This window comes from Paenibacillus sp. FSL H7-0756, assembly GCF_038006765.1.
Lineage (GTDB): Bacteria > Bacillota > Bacilli > Paenibacillales > Paenibacillaceae > Paenibacillus_AQ.
In genome coordinates, this window is record NZ_JBBOVT010000001.1 from 1,384,977 (window position 1) to 1,406,611 (window position 21,635).

Sequence of the window (21,635 nt, forward strand, 5' to 3'; positions counted from 1 at the left end):
CAAAGTATGTATGATATTTGTATCACTATTGTATAGTTCTTGTATAATGTTTGACGAAGGAGGAAGCCGCTTGATCCGAACCACAGATACCGCAAAAGTCGCAGTAATCGGCGCAGGGCCGGGCGGGCTTGCCGCCGCCATGCTGCTTGCCGCCGAAGGATATGAAGTAGATCTTTATGAACAGCAGGCGGCGGTTGGCGGAAGATCAGGAGAATTGAAGCTGGGAGACTACCGTTTCGACCGGGGAGCTACCTTCTTGATGATGCCTCATTTGCTGGAGGAGCTGTTCACTCTGGCCGGGCGTTCTGTGCATGATTATGTTGCGCTTACGCCGCTTGATCCGCTGTACTCCCTGCATTTTGGAGATACCGTATTTACGCCTTCTACGAACCAGGATCAGACGGCGGAGGAGATTGAGCGGCTGTTCCCCGGCAACGGCAGCGGCTACCGCCGCTTCATGGCCGATGAGGCCGACAAGCTGGAGCGGGTGATTCCGCTGCTGCAGCGTCCGTTCCAATCATTAGGCGATTATGTCAAAAGAGATGTGTTCCACGCGTTGCCCAAGCTGAACGCTACAGACACTGTGTACAACCGGCTGTCCCGTTATTTCGATGACGAGCGGCTGCGGTTCTCGTTCACTTTCCAGGCTAAGTATCTGGGGATGTCGCCATGGGAATGTCCCGGCACCTTCACGATTCTGTCGTACATGGAGCACCGCTACGGCCTGTATCATCCGGCCGGCGGAATTAACCGTGTGCTCCGGGCTATGGCTGAGGTCATCCAGGAGCATGGCGGGCGGGTCCATACCGCAAGCGGAGTGAAACGCATTATCGTCAAGGAAGGGCAGGCCGCAGGCCTGCTGCTGGAGAACGGGGAGAAGGTGGATGCGGATTATATTGTGATTGGTGCAGACTTTGGCTCTGCAATGACACAGCTGTTCGAGCCCGGACTTCTGAAGAAATATACCCCTGCCAAGATTGCCCGCAAAAGATATTCCTGCTCCACCGCCATGCTCTATCTCGGGGTGGATGGAGAGGTGGACCTCAGTCATCATTCGGTTCATTTCGCGGACGATTACCGGCGTAATGTCAGAGAGATCACTGAGCTGGGCGTTCTGTCGGAGGATGCTTCTATCTATATTCATAATCCGTCCGTTATTGATAAGACACTGGCGCCTCCCGGTAAGTCCTCGCTCTACGTGCTGATGCCAGTGCCTAATCTGAGTGCCGATATCAACTGGGAGCAGGAGCGTGCGGAGGTAGAGGACTGGATGATGGAGCGGCTGCAGCAGATCCCGCAGCTCGCGGGAATTGCAGGACGAGTGGAAGAGAGCCTGTTCTTCTCCCCGCTGGACTGGCAGAACCAGCAGAATGTATATAACGGGGCTACCTTCAATCTGGCCCATAATCTCGGGCAGATGATGCACCTGCGGCCGCATAATACCTTCGAGGAGGTGCGCGGCATCTGGCTGGTGGGCGGGGGAACCCATCCGGGCAGCGGCCTGCCGACCATCTTCGAGTCGGCCAAGATCAGCGCACGGCTGCTCCGGGAGCATGACCAGGCTGTGCGGGGGCGGTTCACCGTACAGGCAGGCGCGCCCGGCGCAGGTGCGGGGGTTCCGCTATGAGCCGCATTGCCATCGTTGGCAGCGGAATCGGCGGGCTGACGGCGGCGCTGCTGCTTACCCGTCAGGGGCATGAGGTAGTGATCTATGAACGGGCGGCCCAAGCGGGCGGGCGTGTGGCCTTTGAAGAGCAGGACGGCTACCGGATTGACCGCGGGCCTACGATCGTGCTGCTGCCGGAGATGCTTCTGGGTATTCTGGAAGAAGGCGGCCTTCCGCGATCGAGCTTGGAGCTGCTGCACTGTGATCCGCTCTACCGGGTTCACTTCAGAAGCGGGCGGGTGCTGACCAAATTCGCGGATGCTTCGGCGCAGGCGGAAGAGATTGACCGGCTCTATCCCGGAGAGGGCAAGGGCTTCACCCGGTTCATGAAGGACATGTCGGTGCTGTATCCGCAGGGGCGGAGCTCGTTCCTGGAGCGGGGGTATGCAAGCGGGCGGGAATTCTTCAGTCCGGCTAACCTGTCGCTGATGGTCCGCTTGCGCGCTTACCGGAATCTGCGCTCTGCTATCGGCCAGTATTTTCGGAATGAGGAGCTTAAGGATGCCTTCTCCCTTCAGAGCCTCTATATTGGAGGAGCCCCCTTCCGCACACCGGGCATCTACACCATGCTTCCTTACGCCGAGCATGCCTTCGGCATCTGGATGCTGAAAGGCGGATACGGCACGCTGCCGCAAATCATGGGCCGGGAGCTGGAAGACCGCGGGGTACAGATTCATACGGGTGCCGAGGTGGAATCCCTGATTGTTGAAGGGAGCCGCTGCTGCGGAGTTGTTGTTCAGGGGCAGTCGATTCCCTATGATGCCGTTCTGTACAATGGAGATTTCCCGAATGTAGAGCAATTGCTGCCTCCCGGTGTATTCAAGCAGGAACAGGCACCGGTTGTGGCGGAGAATAAGGTCAGAGCCGCATCGGCTAAGGCCATAAAACGCGGTACATGGAAGCCGTCCTCGGGCTGTCTGCTGATCTATGCAGCCACGGATAAGCGCTGGCCGGAGTCGCTGGTGCACCAATTCTTCCTGCCGGACAGTCTGAACAGCAGCCTTCACGAGCTGTTTGACCGGGGACAAATTCCCCAGGATTCATCTTATTATGTATTTAATCCGGCAGCACTGGACGATAGTGCAGCTCCACCCGGACAGAGCGTGCTGTATTTCCTGGTTCCCGTCCCGGCGGCACCGGATAAGAACTGGGAGGAAATAGCCGGAGCACTGGCTGATAAGGTTATGGCGGATGCCGAGAAGCGGGGCTTCTCCGGACTTGCCGCGAGTGTGATCTGGCGCAGATTGAGAACGCCTGCCGATGCGGAGCAGGAAGGAATGTACGGCGGGGGCAGCTTCGGTATTGCACCGCTGCTGAGCCAGTCGGGGGTATTCCGGCCCCAGCCGAAGCCTTATCCGCTTAAGGGATTGTATGCCGCTGGTGCTTCCGTCCATCCGGGCGGCGGTGTGCCAATCGTGATGCAGGGAGCGAAGCTTGCCGTTCAGGAAATGATAAAGGAGATGAGCGTACATGGATGAAAGGATACTGCAGCAATGTGAGGAACTGATGAAGAAAGGGTCCACTTCGTTCCATAAGGCGTTTGATGTTCTGCCAAGTCCCAGGCGTGAAGCGGTGCATGTTATTTATGCCTTCTGCCGGATTATAGACGATAGTGTGGATGAGCCGGAAGGCGCGCCGTACAGCATCCATGAGCTGCGGGAGCATTTCATGAATCTGGAGCAGGCGGACGGGCATTTCATCTGGCCGGCGCTGCGCTGGCTGTTCAGCAGCTTCCCGCAGCTTCAGCGTGAGCCGTTCCTTTTGCAAATGGAGGGACAGCTTAGAGATCTTACCTTCACAGCCTATGACACAATGGAGCAGCTTAAGGATTATTGTTATCTTGTAGCGGGAACGGTAGGAGAGATGCTGCTGCCTGTTCTGCGGGATGATCAGAGTGAAGCGGCACGGACCTCGGGAATTGCGCTGGGGATAGGAATGCAACTGGTGAATATCATCCGCGATGTGGGTGAGGATCTCCGGAGAGGACGCAGATACGTGCCGCTTGAGGTGATGGACAGACATGGTTACAGCCAGCAGGAGCTGGAGGACGGAGAAGTCAATCACCATTTCACCGCTGTTATTCAGGAGCTGCGGACAGAAGCGCTGGACTGGTTCCGGCAAGGACTTGCGCATGTGAATACGTACCCTTTGGAGAGCGGTCTTGCCATTGAACTTGCCGCATCCTTCTATGCTGCTATTCTGGATGCTGTGGAGGCAGACGGGTATGATGTTTTCCGCAAAAGATCCTATGTCAGCGATGAAGCCAAGCTTCAGATGTTCCAGCGTACGGTCGTGCGTTATGCCGGTGTAAGAACTGCGGTGGTCTAACGATGGTCCGAACTCTTTTTTGGATCTGGTATACCATCGGTGCGCTGCTGCTGATCGTGTTCGGAATTCCGGATAGTCTGAAGTTCTCTAACGGATTATTTCTCGTATTCTATGGTGCCTACGGGTTGGACTTAGTAATCAAGGGGCAATTCAAACCGTTCATGTCTGACTGGTCAGTCAATTCTTCGGGAGGCCGGATGACCAAGCGGTTCTGGTGTGCTGCAGCTCTTATCTGGTTAGGCGGAATGGCGGTCGAATGGGTAGGCGTGCATTCCGGCCGGTTGTTTGGGGATTATAATTATTCTACTATTCTGGGGCCTTTATTATTTGGTGTGCCGGTTACCCTGGGCTTCGCCTGGATTGCTGTGGTGTGCAATGCCGTGCTGATCAGCCATGATTTCGGACAGCGCGGCCTCCGGCTTCTGCTGCTGCGGGCCGTACAGGTTGGTTTCTGGACGGTCCTGATGGATCTGGTGCTCGATCCTGTTGCCCACGCCAGGAATTTCTGGCACTGGGAGGGCGGCGGTGGCTTCTATCAGGTGCCCTGGAGCAATTTCGGCGGCTGGCTGATTGCAGGCGCTGCCTTGTCCATGCTGCTCCCGGCCGTGCCGTTCACCCGCCTGGCTGCCCGCCGGGGCACCCGCCTGTATCAGGCAATCCTGATCCTGTTCGGCCTGATCAGCCTGACAGAGGGACTGCCTGCCTGCACGGTGATCGCTGTGGCAGGCGCCGCACTGGCTGAAGGGAGTCTACGCTATGCTGGAAGCCGTTCCGTCGGGAAGGTTTGACTGGTTATTCTACCGCTATAATTCCATGTATCTGCTGCGCAGATATTTCCACTTCATCGGAATCAGCGGAGAGCTTCAGCCCGCTGCCGCTGCCGGGCGGGGGATTCTCTACCTCATGAATCACAGCTCGTGGTGGGACGGCCTGCTGGCCTATCACGCCGTGGGGAAGCTGCCGGGGAAGCGTCATTATTTCATGATGGAAGAGGAGCAGCTACGTAAGTATGCCTTCTTCAGAAAGATTGGCGCGTACTCCATTAACCCAGGAAGTCCAGGAGATGCGCGGGCTTCCCTGCGCTATACAGCCGGGCTGCTGGAGGCGGGGGAGAGTGTCTGGATGTACCCTGAAGGGGAAATCCGGCCGCTGGAGCACCGGCCGCTGAGTCTGAAGGAAGGGGCTTCCTTGGCGCTGCGGCTCAGTCCGAGGGCGGCGGTAGTCCCAGTGACGCTATACCACGGCCTATTCCGGCATACCAAGCCGGAAGCTACACTGCTGGCCGGTGCGCCGCTGCTGCTCCCTTGGGCGGAGATGGACCGCTCGGCGATCGCCCGGCGGCTGGAGACTGTTCTTGGCGGACAACTGGAGTCACACCGCTGCAAAGTGCTTAACCATCAAGGCTATATGCCGGATGAATTCAGGCCGCTCCTCCGCCGGGGGAGATCAACCAATGAATGGCTTGACCTGCTGCGGCCGGGCGGAGGGAGCGGATGAATGTGTTCTTTCAGGCTGTAACCGTTATTCTGCTGCTCCAGCTTGTGTTCGCAATGTGGAATGCAGCGCAGCTCCCTAAGCTGGGGGCAGCGCCAGGAGCAAGAGCGGCGCAGGTACTTCCAGGATCGGCGTCCTCTCGGGCCTTGCGCTTGTCTGTGCTGATCCCTGCCCGGAATGAAGCGGAGAATATTGGGGATTGCCTCTCCTCCGTACTGGCCTCAAGCACCGGCAGTATCGGGGCGGAGATTATTGTGCTGGATGATTCATCGACTGACGGAACGGGTGCTATTGCCGAAGCGGCGGGCAGCGGCAGAGTACGAGTTCTGAAAGGAACAGAGCTGCCGGAGGGCTGGCTGGGCAAGTCCCATGCCTGCGCTCAGCTTGCAGAAGCGGCGAGTGGAGACTGGCTGCTGTTCCTGGACGCAGATGTCCGTCTTCAGCAAGGGGCGCTTCAGGCGGCCCTCTCTGCTGCTGAAGCAGCGGGCGGCGGCATGATTACCGGCTTCCCCCGGCAGATGACTGGAACTTGGCTGGAGCGGCTGGTTGTTCCCCTGATGGTCTTTACCATCATCTGCCACCTGCCCATTCCGCTGGTCCGCGGCTCCAGAGATCCGCGCTTTGTTGCGGCGCATGGAGGCTTCATTCTGATTCACCGGGACAGTTACGACAGCTGCGGCGGGCATGCAGCCATCCGCAGCGAGCTGGTGGATGACATGGCGCTGGCCCGCGCTGTGAAACGTTCAGGCGGGACAGTGGCGCTTATGGATGTTACGGAGCAGGTGTTCATGAGGATGTACCACAATGCAAGGCAAGTATGGAAGGGCTACCGGAAGAATATCTATGCCGGTATTGGCCGCCGCCCGGTGCTGCTGCTGGGTGTGCTTATTGCGTATCTGTCGCTGTATGCTGTGCCCGCTGCCGCCGTTCTGTATTATGGGTTAAGCGGACAGCCGGGCGCGGCGCTCTGGCCTGCTGCTGCGCTGCTTGCGGGTCTGGCCGTGAAACGGACCAGTGATGCTGCCGGACGGCAGCCGTTGTGGTTCTGTCTCCTCCTCCCGGCGGGTATACTCTGCCTGTCACTGATTGCTGTGGCGTCCTGGCGCGGTAGCCGCACGCGTGCAGGCTATGAATGGAAAGGAAGGCGTTATGGATGAAACCGAAGGCAGTAATCATAGGCGCCGGATTTGGGGGGCTGTCCTGTGCGGTTACCCTTGCCGCGGAGGGCTGGGAAGTGACTGTGCTGGAACGCCAGCAGCAGCCCGGCGGCAAGCTGCAGCGTGTGCAGGCGGGGGGCTACACTTTTGACCGCGGCCCAAGTACGATTACGATGCCCCATGTCTTCCGCTCGCTCTATGAGCTTGCGGGAGCCCGCATGGAGGATTATGTCCGGCTCTATGAGCTGGAGCCGCGCACCCGCAATGTCTTCGCCGACGGCAGGGTGGTCGATTTCTCAAGGGATACCGGGCGAATGCGGGAGCAGATGGCCTCCTACAGCCCGGCAGATGCTGCGAAGTTCCCGGAGTTTCTGGAGGAAGCCTCGCGGCTGTATCAGCTCAGCGAGAAGCAGTTCCTGAACAGGCTGCTGCTATCCTGGAGGGATAAGCTCTCCCCTTCCCTTGTGCGGGATCTGGTGCGGGTCCGGCCTTTTCTCAGCCTGCACGGCTTGCTCCTCCGCTACTTCAGCCATCCGAATACGCTGGCTATGCTGGGGCGCTATGCCACCTATGTCGGATCATCGCCGTATCGTTCCCCCTCTATCTTCGCTATGCTTGGTCATCTGGAGATTCAGGAAGGCGTATACGGGGTGAAGGGCGGCACCTATGAATTAATCAGCGCTCTCTCTTCACTCGCCCGGAATCTGGGCGTGCAGCTGATTACAGGCATAGAGGTAACAGGGATTTCCGTAGTCTCCGGTGCGGTGGAAGGTGTGGACACAGCGCAGGGCTTCTACCCGGCTAAGACTGTGATAGCCGGTGGCGATGTCCTGAGCATCAACAAGATGCTGCTGCCTGAAGCGGTTCGTCCGGGAATGACGGACCGCAGGATTGAAGCGTACGAACCCTCCCTGTCCGGGCTGGTAACGCTGGCGGGCGTGCCGCGTACGTATGATGCGCTGCTGCATCATACGGTGTTTTTCCCGGAGGACTATGAGCAAGAATTCAAGGATATCTTCCAGCATAAGCGCCCGCCGCAGCAGCCGACAGTATATGTATGCCACTCCGGTTATTCCGAGCCTGAGATGGCGCCTGCGGGCGGCAGTAACCTGTTCATTCTGGCTAATGCGCCTTATCTGAGCCCGGCGTGCGATTGGAGTGAGGAGCGGGATGTGTACGGGGAGCGGGTAATATCTGTACTGGAGAGCCACGGCGTGAGCGGGCTGTCGTCCGCAGATGTGCTGGAGCGGTATACCCCGCAGGATATCGCCCGCGATACGCTGGCGCATCAGGGGGCCATTTACGGGATATCCTCCAATACGGTGAAGCAGACCTTTTCCCGCCCGGGCAACCGTTCCAGCGATGTTAAGGGACTGTGGTATGTGGGCGGAACCACGCATCCGGGCGGGGGAACCCCTGTGGTGTCCTTGTCCGGCAGGCTGGTGGGCGAATATATTGCAAGCCATGTATGAAGAGTGAGCATCCCGCCAGCGTTCAACGGCCGAGCAGGGTTGTGCTATAGTTATGCTATAATGGAAGGTAATTGTGGAGCGGGATATGTTGCAAGTAGATGAATAACTCTTAGCAGGGTGATGTTGTTATAGTTAGAGAATAGTGCAGCAGAAACGGAGGAAGACAGCATGAATGATATGCCGCGAAACGGTGTGCCGCAGAGCGCTGTGGAGCAGTCAGGCGCATATACCCAGCCAGGGCAGGAGGCGGCAGTCTCAAGCCTTGCCGGACATAAATCTCTGCTGCCCGACTCCAGAACCGGAGAACGGAAGATTGAGCATGTACGGCTCTGCCTGAATGAAGATGTGGCCGGCAGCGGAATTACAACCGGGTTCGAGCAATACCGGTTCCGCCATAACGCCCTGCCGGAGCTGGATTACGATGCCATCTCACTGGAAACTGAATTCTTAGGGCGTAGGCTGCGTACCCCGCTGCTGATCAGCTCCATGACCGGGGGAAGCGCGGCTACAGGGAAGATCAATGAGCGGCTGGCCGAAGCGGCGGAGCGCCGGGGCTGGGCGCTGGGAGTCGGCTCAGTGCGCGCAGCTGTAGAACGCGCGGAACTGGCGGGTACCTTCCATGTGCGGGCCAATGCACCCACGATTCCGGTCATTGCCAATGTCGGAGCCGTGCAGCTCGCCTACGGCTTCGGAGTAGAAGAATGCCGCCGGGCGGTTGAGATTGCCGGAGCGGACTGGCTGGTTCTCCATCTGAACGGGCTGCAGGAGGTATTCCAGCCCGAGGGTGACACCGGCTTCGGTTCCCTGCTGAAGCGGATAGAGGTATTATGCCGGAGCCTTGAGATTCCAGTGGGGATCAAGGAGGTCGGCTGGGGGATTGACGGCGATACCGCCGCCCGGCTATATCAGGCTGGCGCTGCCTTCATAGATGTCGCCGGAGCAGGCGGCACTTCCTGGAGCCAGGTAGAGAAGTTCCGTAGTATCGATCCGGTACGGCGTGCGGCAGCAGAGGCCTTCGCCGACTGGGGCATCCCCACGGCGGAGTGCATTGCCGAGGTCCGCGCGGTCTCCCCGCGCGGGGCAATGATCGGCAGCGGCGGACTGAAGCACGGCGTCGATGCCGCTAAGGCGCTGGCCCTTGGCGCTGATCTGGCGGGCTTCGGACGGGGGCTGCTGGGTCCGGCCGTCAGCTCCGAGGAGGCGCTGGATCAGGCGCTGGCCCAGGTAGAGCTGGAACTGCGGACAGTGATGTTCGGCATCGGCGCGCCGGATCTTGCCGCACTGCGCGGAACGCCGCGTCTGGTCCGGCGCTGAGCCAGGCTTGCTTTTATAATCAGAACCGAAGGAAGGTATCCAAATGACGATTACACTAATCCCGATGGACGAAACTGCGTTTCAGTCGTTCTTGAAGCAATCTACCCGCGACTACGCAGAAGAGAAAATACAAGCCGGTGCCTGGGATGCAGATACAGCGTTAGCGCAGGCCCAGGAATCGATGAATCGCTACCTGCCACAAGGCCTCAATACGGCGGGAGCTTATTTCTATTCGGTAGTAGAGGAGACTTCGGGGACTCAAGCTGGCTACCTCTGGTTCAACGTGACCGAGAACCGCGGGGTGCGGGAGGCGTTCATTTATGACATTTATATCTTTGAGCCTTTCCAGGGCCGGGGCTATGGCAAGCAGACACTGCTCCTGCTGGATGAAGAAGCTAAGAAGCTGAAGGCGGCCAAGATCGGCCTGCATGTTTTTGGGCATAACGAACGCGCCTTTGGGCTATACAAGAAAATGGGCTTCCAGGTTACAGACATCACAATGTCCAAGACGCTATAGCCGCAGGCGGAAAGTAGCACCAGGAAGGCATAAAGTTCTGCATAGCACCTGCCGAAGTAACTGGACTCCTTAAGGAGTCTTTTTGCATGAGGGGCAGTGTTGGGGAGTAAGTGCGGCGGTGTGCGAGCCAAGGATTCACGGAAAAATGAACAAAATGGGACTGGTGCAACGTGTAGTCGAAATGTAGTCGAAAAACCGACTACAATTGGAGCGGAAGCGCCGTGTAGGCAGGGTGTAATCGAAAAACCGATTACAATTGGAGCGGAAGCGCCGTGTAGGCTGAATGTAATCGAAAAACCGATTACAATTGGAGCGGAAGCGCCGTGTAGGCTGAATGTAATCGAAAAACCGACCACAATTGGAGTGGAAGCGCCCCCGTAGGCTGGATGTATTCGAAAAACAGATCACAACGGGCAGAGCCAAGTAAATATTTTTTACCCGGCATGATGAGTTTGGCCGCCCGCCCTTGACATCCGCTGTTGCTGGAGAAATTGTTCTAATATATAATGGTTTGAGATCAGTTCGGGATTTCATGCGGTGATCAAACCAACCGAAAATAGGAGTTGTCATATAAATGGCTTTGAAAGCAGGTATCGTTGGACTTCCCAACGTAGGCAAATCGACATTATTCAATGCAATTACACAAGCGGGCGCAGAATCCGCCAACTATCCGTTCTGCACCATCGACCCGAACGTCGGGGTTGTAGAAGTGCCGGACGAACGTCTGGATAAGCTGGTAGAGCTGGTACAGCCGAACAAGACGGTTCCGACCGCTTTTGAATTCGTCGATATTGCCGGACTGGTGCGCGGTGCGAGCAAGGGTGAAGGCCTGGGCAACAAGTTCCTGGCCCATATCCGCGAGGTGGATGCCATTGTTCATGTGGTGCGCTGCTTCGTTGATGAGAATGTGACCCATGTAGACGGCAAGGTGAATCCGATCAGCGACATCCAGACGATTAACCTGGAGCTGATTCTGGCTGACCTGGAGAGCGTGGAGAAGCGGATTGAGCGTTCCCGCAAAAACATCAAGGGCGGCGACAAGAAATACGCCCAGGAAGTAGAAGTACTGGAGCGCGTGAAGGAAGCCCTGTATCTTGATCAGCCTGCACGCAGTCTGGAGTTGTCTGACGATGAGCGCCTGATCGTGCGTGATCTTCACCTGCTCACCCTGAAGCCGGTGCTGTATGCGGCGAATGTGGGCGAAGATGAAGTAGCGACTGCCGAGGAGAATCCTTATGTGCAGCAGGTCCGTGAATTCGCAGCAGCCGAGAATGCTGAAGTCGTGCCGATCAGCGCGAAGGTGGAAGCGGAGATTGCAGAGCTGGAAGGCGAAGATAAGGAGATGTTCCTGGAGGAGCTGGGGCTGCAGGAATCCGGGCTTAACCGTCTGATCAAAGCGGCTTACAAGCTGCTGGGTCTGTACACTTATTTCACTGCGGGCGTTCAAGAGGTTCGTGCCTGGACCATCCGCAAGGGCACCAAGGCCCCTGGAGCAGCGGGCGTGATTCATACGGACTTTGAGCGCGGTTTCATCCGGGCGGAGGTTGTAGCTTACACCGATCTGGTGGCGGCAGGCTCAATGAACGGTGCCAAGGAACGCGGGCAGCTGCGCCTGGAAGGTAAGGAATATCTGGTGCAGGACGGCGACGTTATGCATTTCCGGTTCAACGTATAGATACTTTTCGCTTGTTATAGAAAGGCCATTCAGGAGTAGAGGTTTGCTTGCTGGATGGTCTCTTTGCGTCATCTGAACCTTTTTCAAAAGATTTTCCCATCCCCGCCGCCGGCAGTGTAGCCAATTGAGGCTTGTGGTGGTATAATATAAAGTCGTATATCTACTTCAGTTGTAGCAACAATTTAAAGTAATATTGAACGAAGAATTTGAATCAGGAGAGGTGAATTCCCTTGTTGGACCGATTGCAATCCCTGGCGGACCGCTACGAGAAACTCAGTGAACTGCTATGTGACCCGGATGTTGCAAGCGACAGTAAGAAACTGAGGGACTATTCCAAAGAACAATCCGACTTGCAGCCCGCCTTCGAGGCGTATAGCGAATATAAGAACGTAATGGAAGAGCTCGAAGCTGCGAAGATGATGCAGGCCGAGAAGCTTGATGATGAAATGAAAGAAATGGTCAAGATGGAGATCGAGGAGCTGTCCGAGCGTCAGGCCGTTCTTGAGGAGAAGATTCGTCTGCTCCTGCTGCCTAAGGACCCTAATGACGACAAGAACGTAATCGTGGAAATCCGCGGCGCAGCCGGCGGGGACGAAGCGGCTTTGTTCGCCTCTGACCTGTACCGGATGTACACCCGTTATGCCGATACCCAGGGCTGGCGCGTGGAGCTGATGGATGTGAACACGAATGATCTCGGCGGCTTCAAGGAAGTGATCTTCCAAATTACCGGGCGCGGCGCTTACAGCAAAATGAAATTCGAAAGCGGCGCACACCGTGTGCAGCGCATACCTACCACAGAATCCGGCGGACGTATCCATACGTCTACTTCAACGGTTGCTGTAATGCCGGAAGCGGAAGATTTCGAAATCGAGATTCATGACAAGGATATCCGTGTCGATACCTTCTGTTCGAGCGGTGCGGGCGGACAGTCCGTTAATACGACCAAATCGGCAGTACGTGTAACCCATGTACCTACGGGGATCGTGGCTACCTGCCAGGACGGCAAGTCCCAGAACTCCAACAAAGATAAGGCTCTGAAGGTGCTGCGTACCCGGATCTCGGATCTGAAGCGTCAGGAAGAGGAAGCGAAGTATTCCGGAGAACGCAAAAGCAAAGTGGGAACCGGTGACCGCAGTGAGCGTATCCGTACCTACAACTTCCCGCAGAGCCGTGTGACAGACCACCGGATTGGCTTGACCCTCCACCGTCTGGACCAGGTGATGAACGGGGATATTACCGAGATTATCTCGGCGCTGTCGATTGCGGAACAAGCAGAATTGATGGAAAAAGGAGAATAATGCTTTGAAACACGACTCTTACGTCATGTCGGAATTGCAAAGCATCCGGGAAGCCTTTGCGGAGGCTTCTTCTTTTTTGGCCGGGCACGGCCTTATGGAGCCGCAGCGCAGCAGCCAGCTCCTGCTGGAGCATGTGCTGGGCTTGTCCGGGGCGGCTTATTATATGGCGCTGGCTGATCCGTTCCCGCTGGCGCGCAAGGCCGATTGGGAAGCGCTGGTGACCCGCCGCGCGGCTGGGGAACCGGTGCAATACATCATCGGCGAGCAGGAATTCTACGGCCGGGCCTTCGAGGTCACGCCCGATGTGCTGATCCCCCGCCCGGAGACGGAGCTGCTGGTCGAGGCGATTCTGAAGTACGGCGCGGAGCTGTGGCCGGACGGGCTGGCGGGGGTGCGGGGCGAAGCCGCACGTGAAGCTGAAGGAGACGAGCAGTGGACAGCTGCGGGCGGTGAGGCTGGGGCGGTGCCGGGCGAAGCGGGACCGCGAAATGAGGCGGCTGCGGATGAAGCAGCCGCCTTCAGCGGGGCGGGCCGCAGCGCAGCCCGCGGGGAGAGCGGCGCGGGCTTCGCCTGCGCCGCACGGCCGCTGACCGCCGTCGATATCGGCGCCGGCAGCGGAGCCATCTCCGTCACGCTGGCGGCAGAAGCGCCCGCGTGGCGGGTCTGCGCCGGCGACATCTCGCCCGGCGCGCTGGCCGTGGCCCGGCGCAATGCGCAGCGGCACGGCACGGCCGTTGACCTGCGGCTCGGCGATCTGCTCGAGCCGTTCGCGGGGCTGGAGACGGATATCCTCGTCTCCAACCCGCCGTACATCCCCGGCGGCGACATCGCCGGGCTGCAGCGCGAGGTGCGCGATCATGAGCCGCGCACGGCACTGGACGGCGGCGGGGACGGGCTGGACCCGTACCGCCGCATGATGGAGCAGCTGCCGCTGCTCCCGGCTCCGCCGCGCCTGGTCGGCTTTGAGCTCGGCCAGGGGCAGGCCGAGCAGGTAGCCGGACTGCTGCGGGCAGCCGGACATTGGGACGAGATCATCACCATTGATGATCTCGCCGGGATTCCCCGGCATGTGCTGGGCATAGCCCGGTGAAGACGGGGAACGGACTGAGAAGACGCTATTTGCTTAATTAACGCGAAAAGACCAACACTTCTGGACTGAGAAGAACTTATTGCCTGTAAACAGGCCTGTGTGAGCAACCAACTGAACCAATAGAGTCCTCTCTGTCCGCATAACTTCCGGGAAGGTGTTTTTGCAACGAATAAGGTCCGCTTAGTCCGCTGCAGGGAAGGCGGTCCGGCTGTTCACCTGACAGAGCACCCCCAAACGATGGAAATTGTATTTAGGCGCTCCCTTCCTTTACAATAGACAGGACGGAACTTCTGCCTGGGCTGCTGCCGGGGGACAAGAACGGGAAGAACCAGTACTGAGTAAGGAGACAGAATATGCTTCAGAAGATTAAGAAGATTGACGGCGTCATCCTGGTGATTCTTGTGCTGCTGATGGTGGTCAGCATTTTCTCCATATACAGTGTGACCCACGGGCGCGATAGGCTGGACGGGTCGCATATCAAGATGATCAAATTCTATATCGTGGGCTTCGTTGCCTTTATCGGGCTGACGTTCGTGGATTATCGCCTGCTTGTAAAATATGCGCTATACGTATATATCACAGGGGTTGGCATTCTGGTGCTGGTCAGCTTTGTCGGCACAGAGCAGAACGGCGCACAAGGCTGGATCAAGTTCGGCAACAGCTTCAGTCTTCAGCCGGCTGAGCTGTTCAAGCTAATTCTAATTCTGTTCCTGGCGGCTGTACTGGTCCGCAAAAAAAAGAATAAGCTGCTGTTCTGGCGCGATGTGGTTCCGCTGGCATTGTTCAGTCTCCTGCCGTTTGTGATTGTAATCAGCCAGAATGACCTGGGAAATGCGCTCTCGTACATCGTTATTCTGATCGGCCTACTGTGGATCGGTAATATTAAATTCACCCATGCGCTGATCGGGCTGCTGGTTATAGGCGGCTCTGCGGCTGCCGGAATTATGAGCTATATTCATTATCACGATGAAATTAAAGATTTCCTGGTAGATATCAAACGCTCGCACTGGATCGAGCGCTTCGATCCGTGGCTGGTGCCGGATAAGGCGACGGCCAAAGCGATCTATCATACAAAGAACGCCAAAATGGCGATCGCCTCCGGCGGAATGAGCGGTGAAGGCTATATGACGGGCAGTTCGGTGCAGACCGACCGTGTACCGTACACCTATTCGGACTCTATTTTTGTACAGATTGCAGAGGAATACGGCTTTGTCGGATCGGCGCTGGTGCTGCTGCTGTACTTTATCCTGATTCACCGGATGATACTAATTGCACTGGAGTGCAAGGACAGGGGCGGGCCGTTCCTGATCGTCGGGGTGGTGGCGATGCTGCTGTACCAGATTTTTGAGAATATCGGGGCCTTCCTGGGCCTGATGCCGCTGACGGGGATTACGCTGCCGTTTATCAGCTTCGGGGGAACCTCACTGCTGATTAATATGGCGAGCATAGGGCTTGTCATGAGCGTGCGTCTGCATGGGCAAGAGGTAGAGGAGGATCTGCCTACTCCTGCGCTATATTCTTCACCGGCTCCCGCCAAAAGAAGTTAACTCATTAAGAATAGTAAAGCCCGTGCATATGGGGAAGCTGGATGCTTCATCTATACCGGAATTCTTCGTTAACGAAGGGTTCCGGTGTTTTTTTGTTCCCAATTGAATTACAATGGAAATTAGTGGGTTGAAGCCTGGCTGGATGCAGCTGGCGGATTCCTAATCCGGAGAAGGTAAGGGGTTATATCCTTATGTTGCAGAGAATCAAAAGAATAGACGGCAGCATTGTGCTTATTTTGATTGTGCTGATGGGGATCTGTATCTTCTCCATTTATAGCGTGACTCACGGAAGAGACGACCTGGACGGTATGCATATCACCATGCTGAAATATTATGCGCTGGGCTTCATCGCGTTTATCCTGATCACCCTGTTCGATTACCGCCTGCTGGTGCGGTATGGACTTTATATTTACATCGCCGGGATCGGGATTCTGCTGTCGGTCAGCTTTTTCGGCAAGGTCAAGAATGGTGCCCAGGGCTGGATCGGTATTGGAGATTTAAGCATTCAGCCGGCGGAGCTGTTCAAGCTGATTCTGATTATTTTTCTGACCACCGTGCTTGTCCGTAAAAATAAACCCCGGCTCCAGTTCTGGCGCGATGTCGTACCGCTGGGTCTGATTGCATTTATGCCGTGCGCGCTGGTCATCGTCCAGAACGATCTGGGCAATGCGCTCAGCTATATCGTGATTCTGCTTGGCCTGCTATGGATCGGGCGTATCAAATTCTCGCATGCGCTGGTTGGTCTAGTTATCGCCGGCGGAGCGATTCTGGGCTTCATCCTGTGCTATATCAACTATCACGAACAGACGGTAGATTTCATTGAAAAAACACTCGGACGGGACCATTTCGTCAGCCGGTTTGATCCTTGGCTGGTACCTGATTTGGCCAGCAGCACTGCGAGCTATCAGACCAAAAATGCCCAGACGGCAATTGGTTCCGGCGGGCTGGATGGAGAAGGTTATCTGCAAGGCAGCTCCGTACAGAGCAACCGTGTGCCGTATCTGTATTCAGAATCGATTTTTGTGCAGATCGGGGAAGAATTCGGTTTCCTGGGTGCAGCGGCGCTGCTGATGCTCTTTTTTATCCTGATTCACAGATTAATACTGATTGCCTTGGAATGCAGAGACCGCGGCGGGCCGCTCCTGATTGTCGGGATCGTGGCGATGCTGCTGTATCAGATTCTGGAGAATATCGGGGCGATGACCGGACTGATGCCGCTGACCGGCATTACCCTGCCATTCATCAGCTACGGCGGGACCTCGCTGCTGATTAATATGGCCTGTATGGGGATAGCGATGAGCGTAAGGCTCTACGGGCAGGATGTGGAGGACGATCTCCCGCTGCCGCAGCCGGACACGAAGGGTAAATCCCTTTTGTCCAAAAGCTAGGCTGCCGCGCGCTCTCTAGTTTATTAATAATAGATTACTAGGTTTGCAGTCTCTCATTCCTGGACATACTGGGAACATAAGAGGTTCAGAGGGAGAGGGGCTGCGGAAGGATGGAGGATGTTAAGCTGGAGCGGGGGGATTCCCTGCGGATTACCTTTAAGTATACTGCCATTTTAATTTGTTTTTTTATGATTCTAATGATGGCCTGGGAAGGGCAAAAAAGTGATGCTGCTGTAGCAGAGGTATCCATCCCGCAGGAGTCCATCCGCTTGCGTATACTGGCGAATTCGGACGGCACCGGGGATCAGCTGGTCAAGCGCCAGATTCGTGACCGGATCGTGGAGCAGATTAATCAGTGGGTGGCCGGGCTGGAAGATCCGCAGAGTCTGGAGCAGGCCCGTGCCCTGATCCGTAATCATCTGCCGGAGCTGAATGAGCTGGTGGGCAGAGAGCTGGCGCAACGCGGGATTGAATACGGCTATCAGGTGGAGCTGGGCACGGTTCCTTTTCCGACCAAAATGTATGGCGGCCGGGTCTACCCTGCCGGAGAATATGAGGCCGTCCGGGTCACGCTTGGCGCAGGCAAAGGGCAGAACTGGTGGTGTGTGCTGTTTCCGCCTCTCTGCTTCATCGATGCGGGAACCGGGGATGCTGCGGCTGCGGAACCGGCTGCTGCGAAGGCAGGGGCGAAGGATGTTACTAAGGTCTCAGCAAAGGCTTCGGGAGACGGCGCGAAGGTGAAGGTTGCGGATGGAAAAGGACAAGGGGCAGTATCCAGTCTCTCTGATTCAGCTAACAAGGAGGGAAGTTCGGGTGATGCTGCTGAGGCACCGAAGGTGAAGTTCTTCGTGTGGGAGCTGCTGAAGAATATCTGGAGCTGGATCTGCGGGCTGTTCGCTTGAATGTCCTGAGAAGCATGGCGTAAACGGATATTGGATTCTACAGTTTTTGCGCCGGATATGGTACGATGATTGCAGCACTTGAGCAGAAGCGGCTCCGCCTGAGGGGGCCGTTTTTGGCGTAATAATTCAATCAGAAAGCTAGTGATGATAGATGACAGAAGATAAGCATTCACCGTTCGCGGCCCAGCGCCGCAGCGGTCATATAGAGTCCACTCTGTACTGGAGCCTTGCTTCCGGTGAGGCGGGAACGGACGGCGGATTGGGGAGTTCTGCCGGTTGGCAGCCGGGCGGGAGTGACCTGGGCATGATCTCGGAAGCGGCAGCGCTGCTGCGGAGCGGGGAGACGGTGGCCTTTCCGACGGAGACGGTGTACGGACTGGGCGCAGATGCGCGGAATACCGCAGCGGTAGAAGCGGTATTCGCCGCCAAAGGCCGTCCCTCTGATAACCCGCTGATCGTGCATATTGCCCGGCGGGAGAATCTCGAACGACTGGTGACGGAGGTGCATCCGGTGGCCTCGGCGCTGATCGATGCCTTCTGGCCCGGCCCGCTGACGCTGGTGCTGCCGGTCCGCCCCGGCGTCCTCTCGCCGCTGGTGACTGCGGGCCTGGATACGGTTGGCGTGCGCATGCCGGATCATCCGGTCGCGCTTGCGCTGCTGCGCGCGGCGGATTGTCCGGTTGCCGCGCCCAGCGCCAACCGCTCCGGGCGGCCGAGTCCGACGCGGGCCGCCCATGTGCTGGAAGACCTCGCCGGATATATCGGCGGGGTTCTGGACGGCGGCGCGGCCGGGGTCGGCCTGGAGTCGACCGTGGTGCAGGTGCAGCCGGACGGGACGGTAGCCGTGCTCCGTCCCGGGGGCATCACCGCCGAGCAGCTCGCGGCGGTGACCGGCACTGAAGCGGCCGCCGCGGAGCCGGCCGCCGGCAGCAGCCCGGCGCCGCGCGCGCCGGGCATGAAGTACACGCACTATGCCCCGCGCGGCGCGCTTGGCATTGTACGCGGCTCCTCCGCGCAGCGCGTGGCGGAGACCGCCGCAGGGCTGCTGCAGGCGGCGCAGCGGGCGGGCGAGATCACGGGCCTGCTCCTCTTCGAGGAGCATAGAGCCCTGTATCCCGCCGACCCGGCCGCCTGCACGGTGTCTCTCGGCTCGCTGTCCTCGCCGGAGGAGGCCGCCCGCTTCCTGTATGCCGCTTTGCGGCGTTTTGATGAAGCGGGGGCCACGTACATTCTGGCCGAGGCCTGCCCGGTCACGGGCCTCGGCGCAGCCATCATGAACCGGCTGATGAAAGCCGCCGGTGATACGGTAATCGACGCCGACTAACGCCGAAATATTATCCCCCCGTTCATTCCTGATGGCCTTGCGGATCGTAATACCGTTATTTTCGCATATTAGTCCATTTTCCAGGCCTAAAGGACTGTGATGTGCTTATTTCCTCTCCGTCAGCTCATTTTGGGTTGGAAGTCAGCGGATAAGCGCATGGGAGTCCGTTAGCCCGCGCAAAAGTGGTTTTTCTCAAAAATAACGGCTTCTCAGTCCGTGATAAGCCAGAATCTCCAGTACCTTCCATCCACCTCACAGTCATGAATACCATCTTGTCCGCATATCGTTGTTGTACAAGAACTTACGGACTCAGGGTGGAGGGTTATTCATGGGCTGGGACGGAATATATGGGGGTTGGGGCGGAATACATGGCGGCTGGGGCCAGTTAGTAACAATAGCTATTATGGCAGTTGCGCTGGGGATGGATGCGTTCTCGCTGGGCGTGGGTATCGGGATGAGGGGTATCCGTCTGCTGCATGTGCTGCAGCTTAGCCTGCTGATTGCTTTTTTTCATGTCCTGATGCCGCTGCTGGGCTTGTTCACAGGCAGCTATGTCGGCCATTTGCTCGGACAGGTTACCACCTATGCGGCCGGAGGCCTGCTGGTTCTGCTGGGCGGACATATGGTGTTTAATTCCTTCCGCCAGGACGACGGCGGCAGCAGCCGGCAGATGGATCACCGGACGATCTGGGGGATGCTGCTGATCTCGCTCAGTGTTAGTGTAGATTCTTTCTCGGTCGGGGTTTCACTCGGGATGTTTGTGAATAGTATTATTCTAACCGTGCTGGCCTTCGGTGCCTGCGGCGGTGTCATGTCCATTACGGGGCTGCTGCTGGGCCGGCGGGTAAGCCGAGGACTCGGAGAATACGGGGAAGCGCTGGGCGGAGCCATCCTGCTGGCGTTTGGCTTGATGTTCATCTTCTGATACAATAACGGCAATACCCATACTTTTTAAGCTTCATACCGAAATTATAATGTTTACCGGAGGTGGAAAGGTTGCTGCATATTTTATTTGTCTGCACAGGTAATACCTGCCGTAGTCCCATGGCCGAAGGGCTTCTGCGGAAGCTTGCGAAGGAGCGGGGCATTCAGGTGGAGGTGCGGTCTGCCGGAGTTTCTGCTGTCCCGGGTACTTCCATATCCAGACATGCTGCGGGCATTCTGCAGGATGAAGGGATTCAGGACCGCATCGTATCCTCACAGCTTGACGGGGAGGCGGTAGCCTGGGCCGATTTGATCCTTACCCTGACAGGAGCGCATAAGCGGCACTTGCTGCAGTATTTTCCTGACGCCGTTACCAAGACCCATACCCTTAAGGAGTATGTCCAGACGCAGGAATCCGTGAATGCCGATATCCGGGAGCTGGACAGCTTGTATGCGGAGGCGGAGCTGAATCTGGCTTTGGGCACCGAACCGGATGATGCGGCTATGCAGCGGATGATTGAGATCCGCCAGCGTATCCCCAGCTTCGATATCAGTGATCCGTTCGGCGGCTCGCGTGAAGATTACGAGCTGGCGGCGGCCGAGATCCGTACGGCGCTGTACGGTCTGCTTGATAAGCTTGAATCGCTGAGAAGGCTTTGAAGTGGTTGATTTTTTGCTGACTATCCCTTAAGATGTAATAAATATGATCCGGTTCCGGTGTAACTGGCGACAAGTGTGGATGAAACCACGATGGAGCACCTGGAATAAACGGCCGGTCGCCTGGGCAAAAGAGCACATCCGCAGTTCAACCTGCGGACTGCTCTTTTTTGTTTAAAAGTTGCATCTCCATGGAAATCAGAAACGGTTGAAGGGGGCGGTAAGATGGGGGAAATCCTGAAGCAGAAATCAGGGGATGAACGCTTATCCGGTATGGCGGCTGCAGAGCAGCAGCTAACCGGCAGCGGGGAACTTTCTTTGGCCGCAGCCACTGCTGCGGTAACGCGTGAACTTGCAGTAGCGGGTAAGCTCGGTCCGGGGAAGATCCTGGTCGTCGGAGCCAGCACCAGCGAAGTGGCGGGGAAGCGGATTGGGACAGGCGGTGCGCTGGAGGTTGCGCGGCAGCTGCTGGAGGGGATCGCGCAGGTTGCAGCTGAATTTGGCTTTCAGCCGGTCTATCAGTGCTGCGAGCATTTGAACCGTTCGCTGGTGATGGAACGCGCCCTGCTGGAAGCTCTTGGCCTTAGAGAGGTGTCGGCTGTACCTATTCCGGGAGCCGGAGGCTCTATGGCTGCTGCGGCCTACCAGTCCATGACAGATCCGGTGCTGGCAGAGTCCATTGAAGCTCATGCCGGTATAGATATCGGGGAGACCCTGATCGGCATGCATCTGCGCCGGATTGCTGTACCTTACCGGCCTAGCCTGAGGTATATCGGGGCTGCCCGGGTAAATGCCGCTTGGAGCAGACCGCCGCTGATCGGCGGGGAACGGGCTGTGTACCGCACGCCTGAGACTAGCGGTTCCGCGAATTGTGACTGAAAT

19 protein-coding genes and 1 riboswitch are annotated in these 21,635 nt (G+C 57.3%); all 19 genes read left to right on the plus strand.

Annotation, left to right across the window (positions count from 1 at the left end; translation table 11 throughout):
* Positions 1–70: 70 nt before the first annotated feature.
* The 19 genes from NST04_RS06155 (at position 71) to NST04_RS06245 (ending at position 21,632) form a co-directional block, all read left to right on the plus strand.
* The gene (locus NST04_RS06155; protein WP_341183585.1) at positions 71–1,627 is read left to right on the plus strand and encodes a phytoene desaturase family protein; all 1,557 of its coding nucleotides are present in this window, start codon (positions 71–73) and stop codon (positions 1,625–1,627) included.
* The gene (locus tag NST04_RS06160; RefSeq protein WP_341183586.1) at positions 1,624–3,144 is read left to right on the plus strand and encodes a phytoene desaturase family protein; all 1,521 of its coding nucleotides are present in this window, start codon (positions 1,624–1,626) and stop codon (positions 3,142–3,144) included. The genes NST04_RS06155 and NST04_RS06160 overlap by 4 nt, the downstream gene beginning before the upstream one ends.
* Complete coding sequence (locus NST04_RS06165; RefSeq protein WP_341183587.1) at positions 3,137–3,994, plus strand: phytoene/squalene synthase family protein; 858 nt, start codon at positions 3,137–3,139, stop codon at positions 3,992–3,994. Before NST04_RS06160 ends, NST04_RS06165 begins: the two co-directional genes overlap by 8 nt.
* A gap of 2 nt (positions 3,995–3,996) precedes the next feature.
* A complete protein-coding gene (locus NST04_RS06170; protein ID WP_341183588.1) occupies positions 3,997–4,782 on the plus strand; it encodes a carotenoid biosynthesis protein in 786 nt (261 codons plus the stop codon).
* Positions 4,751–5,491 carry a lysophospholipid acyltransferase family protein gene (locus NST04_RS06175; RefSeq protein WP_341183589.1) on the plus strand — a complete coding sequence of 247 codons (741 nt, stop codon included), beginning with the start codon at positions 4,751–4,753 and terminating at the stop codon, positions 5,489–5,491. Before NST04_RS06170 ends, NST04_RS06175 begins: the two co-directional genes overlap by 32 nt.
* Positions 5,488–6,645 (plus strand): glycosyltransferase, encoded by a 1,158-nt coding sequence (locus NST04_RS06180; RefSeq protein ID WP_341183590.1) that lies wholly within the window; start codon positions 5,488–5,490, stop codon positions 6,643–6,645. The genes NST04_RS06175 and NST04_RS06180 overlap by 4 nt, the downstream gene beginning before the upstream one ends.
* Positions 6,642–8,117: a phytoene desaturase family protein gene (locus tag NST04_RS06185; protein WP_341183591.1), complete on the plus strand. Its 1,476-nt coding sequence runs from the start codon at positions 6,642–6,644 to the stop codon at positions 8,115–8,117. Before NST04_RS06180 ends, NST04_RS06185 begins: the two co-directional genes overlap by 4 nt.
* A gap of 168 nt (positions 8,118–8,285) precedes the next feature.
* Positions 8,286–9,431, plus strand: a complete 1,146-nt coding sequence (gene fni / locus NST04_RS06190; protein ID WP_341183592.1) for a type 2 isopentenyl-diphosphate Delta-isomerase — start codon at positions 8,286–8,288, stop codon at positions 9,429–9,431.
* 43 nt (positions 9,432–9,474) lie between these two features.
* Positions 9,475–9,948, plus strand: a complete 474-nt coding sequence (locus NST04_RS06195; protein WP_341183593.1) for a GNAT family N-acetyltransferase — start codon at positions 9,475–9,477, stop codon at positions 9,946–9,948.
* A gap of 574 nt (positions 9,949–10,522) precedes the next feature.
* Positions 10,523–11,623, plus strand: a complete 1,101-nt coding sequence (gene ychF, locus NST04_RS06200; RefSeq protein WP_341183594.1) for a redox-regulated ATPase YchF — start codon at positions 10,523–10,525, stop codon at positions 11,621–11,623.
* Between the two features lie 230 nt (positions 11,624–11,853).
* Entirely contained in the window at positions 11,854–12,921 is a 1,068-nt protein-coding gene (gene prfA / locus NST04_RS06205) for a peptide chain release factor 1 (RefSeq protein WP_341016126.1), read from the plus strand.
* 25 nt (positions 12,922–12,946) lie between these two features.
* Positions 12,947–14,011, plus strand: a complete 1,065-nt coding sequence (locus tag NST04_RS06210) for a N5-glutamine methyltransferase family protein (protein ID WP_341183595.1) — start codon at positions 12,947–12,949, stop codon at positions 14,009–14,011.
* A gap of 353 nt (positions 14,012–14,364) precedes the next feature.
* Positions 14,365–15,558 carry an FtsW/RodA/SpoVE family cell cycle protein gene (locus tag NST04_RS06215; protein WP_341183596.1) on the plus strand — a complete coding sequence of 398 codons (1,194 nt, stop codon included), beginning with the start codon at positions 14,365–14,367 and terminating at the stop codon, positions 15,556–15,558.
* 191 nt (positions 15,559–15,749) lie between these two features.
* A complete protein-coding gene (locus tag NST04_RS06220) occupies positions 15,750–16,946 on the plus strand; it encodes an FtsW/RodA/SpoVE family cell cycle protein (RefSeq protein ID WP_341183597.1) in 1,197 nt (398 codons plus the stop codon).
* Between the two features lie 110 nt (positions 16,947–17,056).
* Positions 17,057–17,848 (plus strand): stage II sporulation protein R, encoded by a 792-nt coding sequence (spoIIR, locus tag NST04_RS06225; protein ID WP_341183598.1) that lies wholly within the window; start codon positions 17,057–17,059, stop codon positions 17,846–17,848.
* Positions 17,849–18,050: 202 nt separating this feature from the next.
* A complete protein-coding gene (locus tag NST04_RS06230; RefSeq protein ID WP_445667904.1) occupies positions 18,051–19,172 on the plus strand; it encodes an L-threonylcarbamoyladenylate synthase in 1,122 nt (373 codons plus the stop codon).
* Positions 19,173–19,500: 328 nt separating this feature from the next.
* Entirely contained in the window at positions 19,501–20,097 is a 597-nt protein-coding gene (locus NST04_RS06235) for a manganese efflux pump MntP (protein ID WP_341183600.1), read from the plus strand.
* Between the two features lie 71 nt (positions 20,098–20,168).
* Complete coding sequence (locus NST04_RS06240) at positions 20,169–20,756, plus strand: low molecular weight protein arginine phosphatase (protein WP_341183601.1); 588 nt, start codon at positions 20,169–20,171, stop codon at positions 20,754–20,756.
* Positions 20,757–20,805: 49 nt separating this feature from the next.
* A riboswitch (ZMP/ZTP riboswitch) is annotated at positions 20,806–20,889 on the plus strand.
* Between the two features lie 137 nt (positions 20,890–21,026).
* Complete coding sequence (locus tag NST04_RS06245; protein ID WP_341185189.1) at positions 21,027–21,632, plus strand: TIGR01440 family protein; 606 nt, start codon at positions 21,027–21,029, stop codon at positions 21,630–21,632.
* Positions 21,633–21,635: the final 3 nt, after the last annotated feature.